Annotated in this window: 8 protein-coding genes; 3 read left to right on the top strand and 5 right to left on the bottom strand. The window is 66.8% G+C overall.

The window, feature by feature from the left end:
- Positions 1-3: 3 nt before the first annotated feature.
- Genes ABD140_RS11005 through ABD140_RS40110 form a run of 3 tightly spaced genes read left to right on the top strand, consistent with a single transcriptional unit; the run spans position 4 to position 2,647 of the window.
- A complete protein-coding gene (locus ABD140_RS11005; protein ID WP_344239537.1) occupies positions 4-1,116 on the top strand; it encodes a DEAD/DEAH box helicase in 1,113 nt (370 codons plus the stop codon).
- Positions 1,117-1,167: 51 nt separating this feature from the next.
- Positions 1,168-2,481, top strand: a complete 1,314-nt coding sequence (locus ABD140_RS11000; protein WP_344239535.1) for a hypothetical protein — start codon at positions 1,168-1,170, stop codon at positions 2,479-2,481.
- Positions 2,465-2,647 carry a DUF397 domain-containing protein gene (locus tag ABD140_RS40110; protein WP_425544103.1) on the top strand — a complete coding sequence of 61 codons (183 nt, stop codon included), beginning with the start codon at positions 2,465-2,467 and terminating at the stop codon, positions 2,645-2,647. Before ABD140_RS11000 ends, ABD140_RS40110 begins: the two co-directional genes overlap by 17 nt.
- 63 nt (positions 2,648-2,710) lie before the next feature.
- Here the strand turns inward: ABD140_RS40110 and ABD140_RS10995 are convergent, their stop codons facing one another.
- From ABD140_RS10995 to ABD140_RS10975, 5 genes are all read right to left on the bottom strand, one after another.
- Positions 2,711-4,933, bottom strand: coding sequence for a competence protein CoiA family protein (locus tag ABD140_RS10995; RefSeq protein WP_344239533.1), 2,223 nt, complete (start codon positions 4,931-4,933; stop codon positions 2,711-2,713).
- Positions 4,934-5,477: 544 nt separating this feature from the next.
- On the bottom strand, positions 5,478-7,343 hold the full coding sequence (locus ABD140_RS10990; RefSeq protein ID WP_344239531.1) for a UvrD-helicase domain-containing protein: 1,866 nt from the start codon (positions 7,341-7,343) through the stop codon (positions 5,478-5,480).
- On the bottom strand, positions 7,340-9,199 hold the full coding sequence (locus tag ABD140_RS10985; RefSeq protein WP_344239529.1) for an ATP-dependent nuclease: 1,860 nt from the start codon (positions 9,197-9,199) through the stop codon (positions 7,340-7,342). Before ABD140_RS10985 ends, ABD140_RS10990 begins: the two co-directional genes overlap by 4 nt.
- Before the next feature lie 120 nt (positions 9,200-9,319).
- Positions 9,320-13,492 (bottom strand): Eco57I restriction-modification methylase domain-containing protein, encoded by a 4,173-nt coding sequence (locus ABD140_RS10980; RefSeq protein WP_344239527.1) that lies wholly within the window; start codon positions 13,490-13,492, stop codon positions 9,320-9,322.
- Complete coding sequence (locus ABD140_RS10975) at positions 13,492-16,437, bottom strand: DEAD/DEAH box helicase (RefSeq protein WP_344239524.1); 2,946 nt, start codon at positions 16,435-16,437, stop codon at positions 13,492-13,494. The genes ABD140_RS10980 and ABD140_RS10975 overlap by 1 nt, the downstream gene beginning before the upstream one ends.
- Position 16,438 lies beyond the last annotated feature (1 nt).

Below are 16,438 nucleotides of genomic sequence, written 5' to 3'. Positions count from 1 at the left end.
CCCATGATCACTGCCAACGCCCCCGTGCTCCACCCCGACCTCACCCCCGCCCAGCGCGACTGCCTGGACGCCCTGCCGCTGACGGGCAATCACGTCGTCAGCGGCCCGCCCGGCAGCGGCAAGAGCCTGCTCGCCGCACACCGTGCCGTCCACCTCGCCCTCACCGGCCGCCCCACCCTGCTACTGTCCCGCTCCAACCTGCTGCGCCAGCTCTTGAACGGCGTACTCCAGGGCCTCACCGTCCCCGGAACACCGGTCGAGGCCGCCACCGTCCACGGCTGGGTCCTGCGCCGCTTCGGGGACAGCGCATCGCGCACTCAGGACGGCTGGTTCGACTGGACTGCCCTCACACAACAGGCTGCCGCCGCCCTCGGTGAGAACGAGGCAGCCACCCCTCACCTCGTCGTCGACGAGGGCCAGGACCTGTCGCCGGGCTTCTACCGGATGGCACGCCTTGCCGCCGCCTCTGTGACGGTCTTCGCCGACGAGTGCCAGCGCCTCACGGAGACGAACTCCACCCTTGCCGAGATCGCTGACGCCCTCGGCCGCTCCACGGGACGAGTCGAGATCGCCGGGAACCACCGCAACAGTCGCGAGATCGCCTCTCTCGCTGAGCGCTTTCGCACGAGCGGGACTCAAACCGAAGCCCCTTTCCGCAGCGGGACGCTGCCCATGGTCCGCTGGTATTCCGGCAACAAGGACCTCGCCGACGACATCGCAAGCCTGGCGGCCCGGCACCCACAGGACCGCATCGGCGTCATCGTCAACTCTCTGCGCACGGCCGCCGACCTGATGCGCCGCCTGGAACGCGTCGGCCTCGCCCGCGAACCCCAGCTCTACAGCTCGACGGCCTCATCCGGCCGCTATCGCGACCTCGACCTCGCCCGCCCCGGCGTCGTCCTCGTCCACCGCGCCAGCGCCAAGGGTCTCGACTTCGACACCGTCGTCATCGCAGACGCGGAATCCGACTCCGGTACCGACCCCACGTCGGCGACCCTGCGCATGGCGTACTACGTCATGATCACCCGCGCCCGGGAGCGGCTGGTGCTGGGCTGGCAGGGGAGCCGGACACCGCGGCATCTGGAAGGGCTGGACGAGTGGTTGGAGTCGCGGTGACGGGATCACTTTCGATGTCAAACGTAGGCTGCTGCGGGAAAATAAGGGGAAATGATGACTGACGGCCACAACACGATCGTGCCCGTGTGGACGCTGGCGACCGCTGACGTCCGGGTGCCGAGGTTGACCGCGGGCGAGTCGATGACGGCTGAGCGCCTGGCTGAACTGCGCGGAGTGCTGGCCGTCCTGGCTGATGAGCCGATCGTCACGCTTGAGGTACATCCGCTGCCCGACAGGATCGACCGCGGCCGTGGCATCCCGCTCGACGCCGCGAGTCCCCTGGCGCAGCATCTGTCACAGTTCATCACGCAATCGACGCGAAGCTCCCTAACGACGGCCAAAGCGACCGCTTCCGGCGAGAACCTATATCGCATGGTGGTCCCAGCGAAGGTCGCCGCCCAGTTCGGGCAGGGCATCGTCCGCCCGATGGCGTCGAAGGGCGCGACTGGCGGCATCTACAGCGCGCTTGTGGACTCGTCGGGCAAGATCGCCTCCAATGCGAAGTTCGTGCCGGTCAACGGAGCGGCAGCGGCAGGCGCGGTCGGCGGCGCCGGCGCGACCGCCGGTGCCGCGGCCGCTGGCGGTATGGCACTCACCGTGGCCGCTCCGCTTGTGCTCATGGCCGTGGCGGTGGGGGCGAGCGCACACGCCGACCACAAGCGCCAGCAGGCCATCGAACACATCACGGAACTGCTGGAGCAACTCCAGGAAGATAAGCTTGACGACGAGCGCAGCGCACTCGACGGCTGCCGCAGCGCCATCGACAAAGCCACTGCCATTCTGCTCGACCAGGGCAAGCTCGGCGTCTCGCTGGGACTCGACTCGGCGGTCCATACCATCGACACGACGCTGAGCAAGGCCAAAGGCCGCCTTGACCGATGGCAGAGCGCACTCGACGAACTACCCGAAGGCAAGGCCGTCGAACTCGGCACGTTGACCAAGTCGTTCCCCGGCATCGACGACCATGGCGGCACGTTCCGCACCCACGTCGAAATCACCTCCCTAGCCATCGCGCTGAAGCGGCGGGTCGCCATCCTCCAGGCCGTCGAGCACGCCCAGAGCGATCCCGGCAATCCGTTCGAGAACTTCATCCGCGCACTCAAGCTCGACCAGCAGCACCTCGACGAACTGGAATCGAGCATCGCCGGTGTCCTGGTACGCCTGTCGGCCCTGGAGCTGGCACGCCCGAACAGTTTGCGACCCGTCTTCACACCCGGTGAAGTCGATCGCCTCATGAACGCGGCATACCGGATTCGTAAGCTGGGCGACGGCGTCACGGCCAACAGCCGCACGACGGACGTGGCGATCGAGATGGCCCGCGACAAGGACGGCTCGGTAGTCGTGTTCCCTGCGTTGCCCGTGTAGGCGCAGACGCGCTCACTACAGCGGCAGCCAGGACAAAGACTGTGCGGAGGTCGCAGTCGTAGAACAGGCCGTCCACGTACGGGACTCCAGGAACGTGACATGCCCCGACTTCGGGGTCGGGTGTGAGGAGCGGTCGCGGTTCATGGGGTTCGTGGCGGGCTCCTGAACGAAGCGGCACGCGTGATAGCGGCGCTTCCGGTCGCGACCACGACGGCGGTTCGGTCAGGCTTCACCGTAGTTCTGAGTGACGACGCAGTGCCATGCGCCAGTGCATGAGCAGGGCCTCGAGTGGGGGAACGGTCCGGCCCAGGTTGAAAAGGACCTGCTGGTAGAGAGGATGCGGTCGGTCGCGTCCGTGCGCAGTGACCAATGCGGACAGCGGGGGCCTGTCGTCCGGTGTTTCGCGATCCACCTCGACCAATACGGCGATCTTGTCGTCCGGGTTGAGGGCTGCGAGGGGAGCCCCGATCCGCAGGGCCAGTTCGCCCCATGTCGTCGTACGCCCTTCGCGCGCAGCCTGCCGCAGCGCGACGCGGACGGCGACGGCATGGCCGCGTATCTGCGACAGCGTGAGGCGCTCGGTCATCCGCTCCAGGTGCCGCTGCCAGCGCGCAATGTCGCGACGTTCCTCCGCCGCTAGATCGTCTCCGACCTCTTCAGCGAGTTCCTCGGCACTCCTGAGAGCCCGGCGCAACTGGTCTGGATGGAGATCATCTCCGACGCTGTTGATTTTGTCGATGAGCGCTGACAGGCGCTCCCAGGTCCCGTGCAACTCGTCGGCGCGTCGGTCCCTCAGCCAGTCCGTAAGGCTCCACAGGGTCTTGTGGGTGGCCGCCGACAGGTCCGCCTCCCTCGCTGCCTTTTCCGCCAGAATTAGGTTCTGTTCCAAGGCATCGAGGTCACCGGCGTGCCGTGCCTCATGAGCCAGATCAAACAGTGCGTCGAAGGCCGCACGGTGCCCAGCGTCAGCAGAATCGGCCTGCTTCCCTTCGGCACGACCCGGTGGTTGGCGACCACTGGGAAGAGACGGTGGGCTCGTCTGGCCACTTCTGCTGTAGGCCGCGTGGACGCGGCGGCGCTCGCGGTTCCAGACGTCGAGCAACTCGGCATCGGAAAACCCCTTTGTCCAGCCGAGTCCGCGCAGTACTTCTCTGAAGAACGGAGCTGGGCCGCCGTCCCACCCTTTGATGAGGGAGGACAGAACGGGCTTGCCGGGCATCCGGGGCTGTTCGACCTGGAGGAGCAGCTCTCGCCACTGTTCCACGGAGAGTTCGCGATCGTGGAGGCAGGCTCGCCTGCACAGCGTTGCCATGGTCACGACGTTCCTGCTCCGCGCTGTGTTCTCCAGTGTTTTACGGAAGGATGTGACCACGTCACCGTCAGTGGGAAGCGACTGTTCTTCGGGCGAGGGATCGTGAGTGTCGGCGGAGGACTCGGCGCTGTCCGAGGGCCGGTCGTCAGTGTCGGTCTGGATGCGCTGCAGTGCACCGGCCTCGATCAACCATGTGCCATCACTGTCGAGGGAGAGGGCGGCGTCCACCGGTAGGTACGCGTGGTGAGCATCAGGCAAATCCGCTCGGGCGGGGAGCGACAGGCGGGCATTGACGCGTACGGAGATATCGAACCAGCGGCGGGTGTCGGTGGCGCGAGACAGCGCGACGTCGGTGATGAGGACGGAGGTCGGGGTGAGCGGCAAGCTGGACGTGGAAGGGGTGGGTTCCGCGGGGTCCGCATGGCGTGGAACGATGCCGCTCGGTATGCGCAGGAGACTCGGGGTGACGACACCTTCGGGGGTGAGCGTGCACTCCGAGAGTGAGGTCCACTCCACGGGTCCGTCCGGGAACTGAGTGCCGATCTCCACGGTTCGGATCGCCCCGAGTGACCGGCACTGCACGCGAAGGGCGTACCCTTGCCGCTCGACTTGCCAGTTGGCCAGGAGACTGTCGGGCCCGAAGAACCAGTCGAGGTCTGAGTGCCGGACTCGAAGCTCCGTGTCGGCCTCTTCCCACTCCCGCTTCGACCGCCGGGCGAGCTGGACGCGTATGAGTCGGCGCCCAGCCTCGTACGACACGTCGACCACATCGCGGACCTGGTGCCCCTTGGGCTCGTAGACAGGCTGCATCGCCCGCTGCCCCTGCTGCTTCAGCCAGTCGGCGACGGCCCGCCCGATGTAGAGGTGATCGGCGCTGTCCTCACCTATCTCCGTGCGGCGGCAGTGCACGGGCGGCCGGTGCGCGAAGTGGCACTTCTTGTCCGTGTACCGCTTCGGGGACAGTCTCTTGCCGCAGCCGCCGAGCAGGATGCCGCAGTAGAAGTCGTCGCGTGTCCGACTCCGCATGAACCGGTCGAAGTCGTCATGGTCGTACGGCAGGAACACCGGCCGGTCCGACTCGGCCTGGCCAATTACTGCGGTCTGGACCTTGCGTGTGTCTTCTTCCTCTGCGTACGGCAAAAGGGCTCCTGATGACGGGAGTGGTGGGTCAGGTGCTACGCCAGAGGTTACGACCAGTGTCCCAACGCGAGGTTCCGATCGAGCACGTGCCGGAGCTTATGAGCGGGCCACCGGATAGATCGGAGCCCACCGTACTTGCGTCCGGTATGTCCAGAGCGGCTGGTTCAGTAGGGGCACCGGACTCTCCCATGTCGCCCTTGGCTCCACGTTCGCCTTGCACTCCCTGCTCGCCCTGAGGTCCCTGCGGACCTCAGGGCCCTTCCGGTTCCGGGGGCCCTCGCTCCGACGGAACCAGTCGCGACTAAGTAGGCGCCAGCTACTGCTCGCGTGCCGATTACGTCCAGCTGCTGTTGACGCCGATGGTGCGGGGAAAGCCGTCGAGACGCGGCTCCCACAGTCAGCGTGTCCACCCCTTCGGTCTCGCTGACCGTGCGACTGCGCGTGTCAGCCCCGCGTGCGGCATAGGCACCCGACTCCGTCCGGTGAGAAGGAGAAGGATCTGCCTGAACAGCCGCCGTACCCGTTGCCGCTGGGCGTTGAGCAGTCAGCCACTCAGTCTCAGCTGCTCCTGCTGAGACTCACGGAGGTCGCGGAATGGGACACCTCGCCTGGTGAGGAGCGCCGCAATCATCGCCAGGTGTTCGTCTTCCAGCGCAAACGCGAGGAGGCAACGGGCGCGTGTCGCGGCTACGTACAGGACCCGGATGGCCTCACGGGTCTCTCCTGACAACTCGCGGACAGGACCTTCCGTCCAGGCTTTGATGAGGTCTGTCGAACGGTTGTCCTCCGAGATTGCAGCCGGGATGACGACCAGCACCGCGTCTGCCTGATCGCCTTTCACTCCATGAACGGTACTGGCCCGTCCGACGGAGAGGTGGGGAGACGAGGGCGCTCCGAAGCCCACGATCCGCCATGCTGCTTTGTCATTCTTCTTGCAGGGATAGGCGCGCCGCACCTGGGGCGCAAGACCGAGCAGGCCGGCCTTCGCCGTGAGAACTCTGTGTGCCGCCCGGCTCCACTCGGCTGCGTGCATGTCCAGCATAGGTAGGTCGCGAAGGACTGACTGCTCGACTACGTGTAGTTCGAGTGGGCTGAGCCCATGATGGGCAAGACTGACAGGCTCAGGGGTGTCGGGTTGTCCGTACCAATGCCGAAGAACGGATTCGCGCAGTACTTTGTGGGCGCGTTCCTGGTGCCTGGTCGATGCACCCGGTGAACGCAGGACGGCTGTAGCCCAAATGAGCCGACCCAGCTGATCCGACGGCGGAACTCGTGTTCCGGTGAGGCCTTTGGGTAGTGTCGAGTTGCCGTGTGCGACCACGAGGCGTTGGCTCTGAGGGACGGAGAGCTGCTCTGCCTCCGCACCGAAGTCCCCCAGCCACTCGGCCTCCTTCCGCCCGGTGGTGGGAAGGAGCAAGATCGGTGTTGTCTCGGCGTGATAGGGGCCCACCGCGGTGTCGCAGGGAGCATTGGACGTGCGCAACGTGTGCGCGAGGTCGCAAATGACCTGTGTGCTGCGCCAGTTATGCGTCAGTCGGTGATCTGGTGCCGTACTGCTGAGCGTCTCGGGTACAGCAGTCGTGGTGAGTGGGACCAAGTTCCTGAAACCGTAGATGCTCTGGTCCGGGTCGCCGACAAGCAGCAAGGGCATGTCGAGCTCACGCAGCATGTCGACGATCCGCAAGTCATCATCCGAGCAGTCCTGGGACTCGTCAATGACGATTTCACAGAAGCGGGTGCGCAGTACCCGCGCGATGCGCTTGCGGCGCCCGACATCGGATAGGAGGTGAAGCGCCATGTCTCGCAGCTGGTCCCCCGACAGATAGCCCTGGCTCCACAGTCGTTGCATCGCAGCGGCAGCCCACAGAGTCAGTTTCTGCCGCCCCTCCTCGTCGCGCCGGAACCGGTGTGGAAGCCGGTGGATGATCGGTTGCGGGTCCGAGATGCGGACGACGCCTCCTCCGTACGAGAAGCTGAAGTCATCTAGGGAAGCGCCGTCCCTGCGAGCCTGCGGGTGATCGCTCCACTCTTCCAGGCGCTGCCAGGTCTTGCCGGGCTTGGGCAGCAGATACGGGCGGAGGAGATGCCGCCAGACGAAGGCGTCGAAAGTACCTATGAAGTGGGGAAATTGGGCAAGCTCCGGGCGCCCTTCATCAACGCACCGCTTCTTGATCTCGCGGCCCGCGACCTTGGTGAAGGAGACCAGCGCTCGGCCCTGACGCGGCCCGGCCGGGCACATCAGATGACGTTCGACGATGGTACGGGTCTTTCCCGCGCCAGGGCACGCCTCAGCACGAACGATGTGGCCGGGACTGGTTTCCATGTTCACCAGTGCACGTTGAGCAGCGGCGGCTTCGGCGCGAAGAATAGCGATGGCGCTGGCGGCGGTGCTGGGATCACGAGGTGTCACACCATCTCCTCGGTAACCCACAGGAGAGCATCCTTCAAGTACTGGGGCACCGCCATCGGGACGACCTTAGGCGGTCGATCAGCAGCCACTGCCAGGATGTCCTGCGCGAGGTCGCCTTTGCGGATGAGTTTCCGTCCGTTGATCAACTCGGCCAGAGCCTTGGCCTGTTCGGCAGGAGAGCCAGTGCCCACCGTCTTCCAGTGACCTTCCCAAGCGACCGGTTTCTGTCGCTTCCAAGCCTCCATCACTATGTCGCGGTTAGGGCCGCCCGCGCGCAGAAGTTCCGGCTCCAATGTGAACTCGTTGCGGAAGACACGGGCCAGGTCTCCGGAGGCGGTCGCTGCGATAATCTGCTCGAGTTCCGAGATGCGTTTCTCGGCGGCCTTCTCGGCTCCGGTCCCGGCATCACCATCAGTGATGGCAGCGACGCGCCGGGCGATCCGAAACTGACTCGCACTGTCGACGGTCAAAAGGGTGCGCATGTACGGCATAAAGTCAACACCGTCGATCGGGACGAGCGCGGTGCCGAGGAATCGTTGAAGTCGCTCCCGGCTGAGTGTAAGCCGGGCAAACTCGGGGAGGAGGAGGGCTTCGGCCAAGCCTTCAACGAGGAGAACACGTTGTCCGAACAGGAATGTGTTGCGGGTGGCGGTGAGGTAGCTGCGGAGCTTAATGTGGTCGTCCTTGTCCAGTGACAACCGGTCGACCGCGACCGCAGTGGTTTCGTACGAAGGGCGGCGCACAGGTGCTTTGTCGGCAGCAACGCCAGGACGCTTTGGCCTGCGCTGCAGGACAACGAGATTCTTGGGCGCAACCGTGGTGGCGACGTGTGGTGAATGCGTCGTGACAATGACCTGGATCTGGCCGCGCCACGGGCTCCCGGAGTCCGGTTGACGTCCGCTCTCCCGAGCTTCCTCCACGAGGTAGTTGAGGAGGATCGACTGGAGTTGCGGATGCAGGTGTGCTTCCGGTTCTTCGACCAGGAGAAGGGTGAGGTCGGCTTCGGCCGCATCTTGGAGCTGGGTCAGCACCGTGGCCATGAACAGCAAGTTCGCATAGCCGAGCCCTGATTCGGCCAGGTCGCGGGGGTCGAGTCCGGCCTGCTCCATGCGCAGTCGCAACCCCCGTGCGATGGAACTGACGGAGGCATCGGCGAACCCCAGGTCGACCGACTGCGGTAGAGCTCCCTCAGTGAGCCGGGCGAGACGATTGCCGACGGAGTCCAGGGCATCGGGCAGCGGCGAGATCTTGCCGACCTCCTCGAACTGCTCGCCGACCTTGCTGAGGAACTCCTTGCGGTCCGCGTCGTCCTTGAGAAGTCTCTCGACGACGAGCTGGATCCGGCTGCCACTGCTGGAGGCAAGTTCGCGCTGGGCATCCCGCAGCGGGGGCAAGTACAGGTGACGGATTCCCTCCCGGGCTTTGGGTTCGGGGTCGAGATCGGCGGTCGCACCCTCACCTGCCCGCCACGACAGTGAGGCTCGCCGGAAACCTTCCGGAGGGGGAGTGATCGTGAGATGGTAGCTTGCCGTTTCTCCATCCCGGTCAAAGGCTTGACTGAACATGTCCAGATCGCCAGGTGATTGGGATCTGTACCGGGCGGACAACTCGATGGTGTTGCGGCACCCTTCAGCATGCCCGCCCTCGGGGCAACCGTCGCGGTGGAGGTCGTCGCGGTCCGGGTAGAGGCTGCTGCCTTTGCCGTCGAGGGGAGGCGTCAGCAAGCGGATGGCGTCCATCACGTTGGACTTGCCGGCGTTGTTCTCTCCGACGATGACCGTGACGTCGGGCTGGAAGGAGACCGTGGTGTCGGCGGCTGAGCGGAATCCTTGCAGACGGAGCTGATCGAGGTACATGGATGGGTCTCCGGTGCGGGGTAAGGCGTGGTACGCACGAGCAGAGAAGCGCCGTTTCTGGCCCCTGCCAATTTGGCAGGGGCCAGGCACTGGGAAGAGCCAGCCGTTGACCTGACGTGGTCAGGCGGGATGGCGAGGGCCCTGGCCGGGGGGCGGGACGAGAGTGGAGCGATATGTGCCGGACTCACCCTCGGTGAGCGGGGTCTCCAGGGTCAGTCCGGCAGTGGCCATGCGGTCGTACTCAGCGAGGACGAGTCGCTTGGTGCGGTACTCACCGAACTTGGCGATCTCGTTGTTCTTCAGGCCGCCCGACTCTGATTGGAAGGATTCCAAGATGTAATCGGTGTCCTCGCGGGAGATGCCGTAGAGATGGAAGAAGTACGCGTCCAGCTCGGCCCGCAGCTGGGCGCGGCGGTCGTCGTCCCACCGGAACGGTTTGCCCTCGTAGCCCAGATCGCGTGCAAGCGGGGTCATGTCGTAGGCAGTGTGGACGAGTTCGAGGACACGAGGGAGGAAGAAGGGGAGGTGGGGTTCGAGGGAGGTGGGGGTGGGGATGGGGAGCTGTTTCCAGATGAACGGCTTCATGTGAGCGTCACTGACCTTCTGTCGACTCACGAAGTCGAAAATAAGCGAAGACTGGGTGGCGACCATGGCTGCGACCAGCGGGGGTGCGACGCGGGGGAGCATCAGGGTGTAGGTGTTGCCGACGGCCGTACGCGGGAGGAAGGCGGGGATAGCGGTGCGTTCATCCGTCGCACGGCATACATCTCGCCAGCCCAGCAGCCAGTCGTGCGTCCAGTGCACGTTGGCGAGACGCTCGTCGACACCACGTTCCTCAATGTCCTTGCCTCGGCGGACTGTGGGGATGGGGCTGCCTTCGAGGATCCAGTACCGGGGATCAGCACATGCCGCAGGGTCTGCCTTCTCCGAGGTGCTGATGCGACGGCGGTCCTCGTTGCCAGTACCGGTGTAGGAGTTCCAGCGGTGGTCGAAGAGGTGGGCCATCTTGCCTTCGTACAAAGGCAGCATCTGCTCCCCGTCTCGCTCGAAGACGTTGCCCTGCGGTTTCCACCCCTCGGTCTCAAGCCTTTCGCGGCTGCGGAACAGGTCGGAGTCGTCGGTCATGTTGAAGAGGTGCTTGAAGCGCATGCCCCACGGGTTGCCGTCCCGCCGCTTCTCGTTCCACAGCACCGGCATGCGCCGGTAGACGTCGGCCGTGATGTCTGCGTCGCGCTGCGTGCGCAACACCGGCAGGGTGCCCGTGTTCGGGTTGATCCGAGCCAGGTCCTCGGGGTCCAAGGCGAACACTCGGTTCGGGTCTTCTAGGTCTGTGATGTCGGACAGGAAGAAGCCGACACGGCTGGCGTCCGCGCGTGCGGCGCGTCCGGTGAGGGTGAACAGGCAGAACTTGTAGCTGGAGTGCACGCTCTCGAACCATCTGCCGCCCTGGGGCAGCGTGGGTGATTTCGGGCGGCGGTTCTCGAAGTCGTACAGAGACGCCAGAACCCCCCGCCGAGCGAAGTCACCGAACAGATACTGGGAGCTTGCACCCGTGGCGACCGCTGTTGGCAGGATCAGGCCGAAACGTCCCTCGGGCGCGACCACGTTCGCCATCCGCTCGGCGAAGAGCTGGTCCGTCTGGAGGGAGTTGACACCCTTGACCGTCAACCCCTTCGCGCACAGCGGGAACACCCCCGAGTCGCCCGCGAAGTGGAACATCCCCTTGACCGTGCGCCGAGCCTGCCGGTATCGCTTTCCAGCTTCCGGGTTCTCCTCCTCCCACTCGGCGATGCGAGTGCGGCGGGCCGTGCCGGAGATATTTGCGATCTTGGGGTCTACCACGCTGAAGTACTGCTTGTCATGGAAGTCGACCTTGTCCCACGGCGGGTTGCCCACCACGCACGAGAATCCGCCCGCCCAGCCGGTACCCGGGGCCATCTCCTCGGACACTCTCCCAGCCTCGGCCAGAGCGGGATCCTCCGGCACGTGGAAGACCTCCGGGAACTCCAGGTGCCAGTGAAAGAAGGCGTACTGGTTGCGCAGACGCACGATCTCGTCGTGCGTCGACTGCGGCGCCGCGTCGCCTTCCGGGTCCCCCAGCCCCCGGAACACCTTGTCCGTGATGGCCGGTGGCGCGTCCTCGTGCTTGACCCAGACGAACGCCGCGCACCACGCATCCGCCAGGTGCAGGGCCCGCAGATACTCGGCCGACGTCGCCCAGTCGCGGTAGGTGGTCTCCTTGCGGCGGACGTCGGCGAGACTGTTGTCCGGGGCCGTGGTGATCAGGCGGAGGCCGCGTGCGAAGGAGGAGTTGGCGACCTTGGTCTCCGTCTCGATCTCGAACAGGTCTCCCTGGCCCTCGCGTTCCAATGCGTTGCGGTTGAGTAGCGACCGGGCCCACGCCTCGTCGTCGCCCTCGGTCTTCTTGAACGCCCTGTCCGGGATGCCGTCCCGCATTAGCGCCGGGGTCGCGCCGATCAGACCATTGCCGTGCTTGATATGCGCGTCCAGGAAGCTGAGGGGCTTGCCCGGCTCCATAGCCTCCAACCACAGCGACACCTTGGCCAGCTCGACCGCCATGGGGTTGAGGTCCACGCCGTACACGCAGCGTGCGACGACCTCGTGCAGGGCATGGCGCACGGCCTCGACTGTGGGCTCGGGGTTGCGTTCGCGGACAGCAGCGACGCGCTTAGCGATACGACGGGCCGCCGCCACCAGGAAGTGGCCCGACCCGCAGGCAGGGTCGCAGACCGTGAGGGAGAGCAGTTCCTCGACGATCGTGTCGGTAGGGTCCGGACGGCCGTTGGCGCTCGCGTTCTGCTCCCCGCGCTTCACGGCGTCGTCTATCACCGGGTTGAGCGTCGAGTCGAGGAGGGTCTCGGTGAGCGCGGTCGGGGTGTAGTAACTGCCGGTCTTCTTGCGATCGTTGCCGATGCGGTCGACCAGTTCGAAGGTGCGGTCGGCCACGCTGTGCTTCGGTACCAGTTCCAGCAGGGCCTCATACACCGAGCCGAGTTCCTCGGCGCCCATGTGCAGATAGTCGACAGGACGCCAGCGGGCCGAGCCTGCGTCGCGCACGCGGGCCAGGTGCTTGACGGCCTCGAACAGGTGGCGGTTTGTCAGTCGTACGCCGCGCAGGGGCTCGTCGGCGGGGGTGTCGTTGAAGAGGCCGCCGAGTCCCTTCAGGCCCAGCTCGGGGCGCCCCTCCTCGGAGCCCAGCGCCCCGATCAGCAGCTCCAGGGCGCGGTACTGGTCGTCGTGGGCGGTGCCCAGTCGGCGCAAGGCCTGGCGGCGGAGGCGGGCGGTCGAGAAATAGCGGGTGAAGCGGTCGCGGGTCTGTTCGTCGGCCTCGGGGTCCAGCAGGGCGTCGCGGTCCTCGGAGACGAAGAGGAAGATCATGCGGTAGACGAGCCGGAGCAGTGCTGTCTGGAAGGTGTGGACGTCCAGGTGTTCGCGGAGCTTGTTGTTGTGCGGGTGGCTCAGGAACCCGGTGCCAAGGACAGTGAGGGCCGCTTGGACGCCGTTGCGGAAGTGGTCGAGCGCCCGGCTGCCAGACTCGATGGCGACCGTGCGCCACTTCTCCAGCCAGCACCCCGAAGCTGTCGCCCCCTCCGCCACCGTGAACCGGGACGCGTGCAGCACGCAATACAGCAGGACGAACTCGCTGAACAGCTCGCCGTCGAAGATGGCTTCCAGATCGAACTCGACGTAGGCCGCGGTGACGAAGGACGATGAGTCGCGCAGCAGGCGCAGTCGGCGGCCGTTAGCGAGGACGGCCCACAGGTGGGCCTCGGTGCGGTTGAGACAGTCCTGGAGCATGGACTGCGCGGGGACCTGGCCGGGGACCGGGCGCTTGTCCAGCTCCTGGTTCCAGGGGATCAGGTGGACCAAGGCCAGGCCGTGGCGGTGGGAGACCGGGAATCGCTTCTCCGGGTCGGAGTCAGCCGCGATGCCCGCCGCGCCGACCTCCGTCAGCGCGCCGAAGTCCAGCTTGCGGAAGAGCTGGGTAAGCCAGTCGGTGTCGGCCCGACCGGTGGGGTCGGCGGCGGGTGCACCGGTGGTGGGGTCGGCAGGCAGGGTGGTACGCAGGTCGCGCCAGAGCGGCTTGAGGTACTCCCAGGCGCGCTCGGCCTCGTCGCGTATGGGCACGGAGGCGGGTAGGCCGTAGTCGACGGGCTTTGTGCCCGGTAGGTTTCGCGCCTCGGCGATGCGCAGCAGCATGTCGGCGGGGAGCAGCCCGCCGACTGTGGTGACGGCGGTGAAGGCCAGGGCGGTGCGGGTGGCGGCGGACATCAGGCTTCGGCTCCCGACGAGATGGAAACGGGCTGCTGCGGCAGGTAGACGTACACGCCGAGGACGTCGGCGGGCTCCTGCGGGACGACCTTCAGGCCGCGGACGATCTCCTCGTTGGCCTTTCGGACCCGGCGGTGCGAGGCGTCGAGTTCGGCGGCCAAACCCTTGCTGTACTCGGTGAGGTGCCCGGCGAGGTCCGGAAGACCGTCCAGAGCGCGGGTGATGTGATTGCGGGCGAGCTGTTCGTGGGTGTTGGTGGTAGCGCGGGCTGCGAGGAGGGCGGTGGCCGCGTCGGCGTCCAGCCAGCGGGCGCGTGACGGCATGCCCTCGTAGGCGAGCAGGCGAGCGTCCTCGGCGACGAGCTGTCGCTCGCCGGTGCGGGACGGCAGGGTGAGGTGGAAGCGGTAGCGGACCAGGAGGAGCGTGGTGCGAGTGGCGACCGCGTCCGTGGTGACCACACCGCAGCGGCGTGCCGGGCGGGGGCCGAGGGCGTTCACGTCCAGCGCCGAGTCCAGGACGTACGAGGCGATGGCCCCTATCGCCGGATCGGTGCGGACCAGCGCGGCCTCGCCGCGGGCGATCGCCGGAGTACTGCGGAACGGGATCTCGCGGTCCTCTTCGACGAGTCGGCCGCCGAGAGTAGCGGCGAGCGCGTCACGTAGGCCGGCCGGGGTGCCGCCGACCTGGGCGGTGAAGTCGCCGCTGCCGTCGCGCGGGTCGCGGACCAGAGCGTCCAGGTCACGCAGCGCCTCCAAGGCGAAGTCGTGGACCTCCTCGGCGCCGCCGAGCGCGGACCGCACGGCGGCGACCTCGCGGGCCACCTCCTCCGGGTGGATGGCGCGCTGGGCGTACTTGGAGCGGGAGGTCTTCTCTCGCTCAGCGGCCGAGTTCCACTCACGCTCAATGCGGTCGAACGACTCCTGGCGGCCGCCCAGGTCGAACAGGCTCTCCTGGCTGCCCTGCCGGCCGTGCAGCAGCAGCCACTCCACGACGGCATCGGTGACGCCAGAGGCGGTCTCGTCGGGGACGGAGACGGAGATGCCCAGGTCCTTCTTGATCTGGCGGTGCTTCTTGAACAGCACCTCCAGGACCTTGCCGTCGATGCCGTTGTCCTCGCCGTACATGGTGATGACGCGGACCTGGTCGCGCTTCTGGCCGTAGCGGTCGACGCGGCCCTCGCGCTGGTCGTGGCGGGTCGGGTTCCAGGCCAGGTCGTAGTGGACGACGGCGTCGAAGTGGTGCTGGAGGTTGACGCCCTCGGAGAGGCAGTCGGTGGCGATCAACACGCGGCGGACGGCCGGGTCGTCGGCCTCTGCGGCCTCGGCGGCAAGCTGCTCGATGCGCTCCAGCCGCTGCTGCGGAGAGAGGGTGCCGGTCACGGCGGCGATCTTCGTCTTCTTGCCGAGCTTGCCGTCGAGCTGCTCGGCCAGGTACTCGGCGGTGGGGATGTAGCGGCAGAAGACGATCGGGTGGTAGCCGTTGGCGATCAGGTTCTTCAGGTGCCGCGTGAGCGCCTTCAGCTTCGCATCCTCGGCTGGACCAACGAGTTGCGCGGCCCGCTCGGCGAGTTCCAACAGCCGGGCACCGGCATCCTCCGTCTCGGCAGCGCCCGGCGCGACGTCCATGCCTTCCAGCCGGTCGCTGTCCGCGGAGTCGGCTGCCACCGGGGCGCCTAGGACGTCCGCTTCGTACGCCGTGCGGGCGGCGGCGGACTCGGAGCGGGTCTTCAGGGTCTGCGCGGCGGCCGCCGGCGAGGACACCATCGAGCGCAGCAGCGCGATCACCGACCACCAGGCGATACGGGCCTCCCGCTTGCCCTGCTCACCAGCCGCCTCGACGCGGTCCCTGGCGTAGGCGATGGCGTCGTCGAGCAGCGCCCGGTAGGCGGGCGTCAGCTTGTACGGCTCGTCCTTGGTCCAGCGGTCGGAAGGGAAGGCAGTCCGCTCGGCCAGGGAGTCGTCGGCGAGGCCGTCCTCCTTGGTGAGGTAGTCGCGAACATCGGCGCGCTTGCGGGCCACGAAGTGCTCGGCGAGCTTCGCCCGCCCCGCCGGGGTTTCGAGGTTCACCGTCGCCAATTCGGGCCGCACCAGGCCGAGCAGATTACGGAACGCGGACTCCTTGCCGGAGTGCGGCGTCGCGGTCAGCAGCAGCAGGTGACGGTCGGCGTCGGCGGAGATCCTCCGCAGCAGCTCGTAGCGGAGCTGGTTCGAGGAGGATGACGCGGCACCCTGCGCGGCGTCGTCGGCGGCCACACACGTGTGGGCCTCGTCGACGATCACCAGGTCGGGGCAGTGCCGTACGAAGTCCTCGCGATGACGGGTCGACTTGATGAAGTCCATCGAGATGATCGTGAACGGGTGCTTGTCGAACAGGGACTGGCCAAGCTCCAGACCGCGCTCCAGGCGCGACACCGTGGAGGCCAGCACCAGCTCGGCGTCGATGCCGAACTTCTCCCGCAGCTCGCCCTGCCATTGCTCGGCCAGCGCCGGGGAGCACAGCACGGCCAGCCGGGTCGCCTCGCCCTGCGCGAGGAGCTCCTTGGCGATCAGACCCGCCTCGACCGTCTTGCCGATACCGACATCGTCCGAGATCAGTAGTCGCACATTGCGCTGCCGCAAGGCCATCAGCAGCGGCACCAGCTGGTAGGCGCGAGGTTCCACAGCGATCGACGCCAAGGAGCGGAACGGGCCCGCACCCGACCGGAACCCGATGCGCAACGCCGTGCGCAGCAGGCCAGCGGCGCGCTGGTCGCCCAGGTCTGCCGAGCTCGGTACCGTGAACTCGGCGGAACGCACGTCCTCGAAGGCGGGAAAAACAGCCGCGACGTCGTCCTCACTCCCGCCCAGCGGGCGCAGCACCAGCATGTCGGGTGCGCTTTCGGGCAGGACCACCCACTCCCGGCCGCGGGCGGCGACCAGGGAGCCGACTGTGTACGTGAGGCTCATG

The sequence above is a fragment of the Actinocorallia libanotica genome, from assembly GCF_039525175.1.
Lineage (GTDB): Bacteria > Actinomycetota > Actinomycetes > Streptosporangiales > Streptosporangiaceae > Actinocorallia > Actinocorallia libanotica.
Note: the sequence above shows the minus strand (reverse complement) of the source record. Positions and strands in the feature narration are given on the sequence as shown.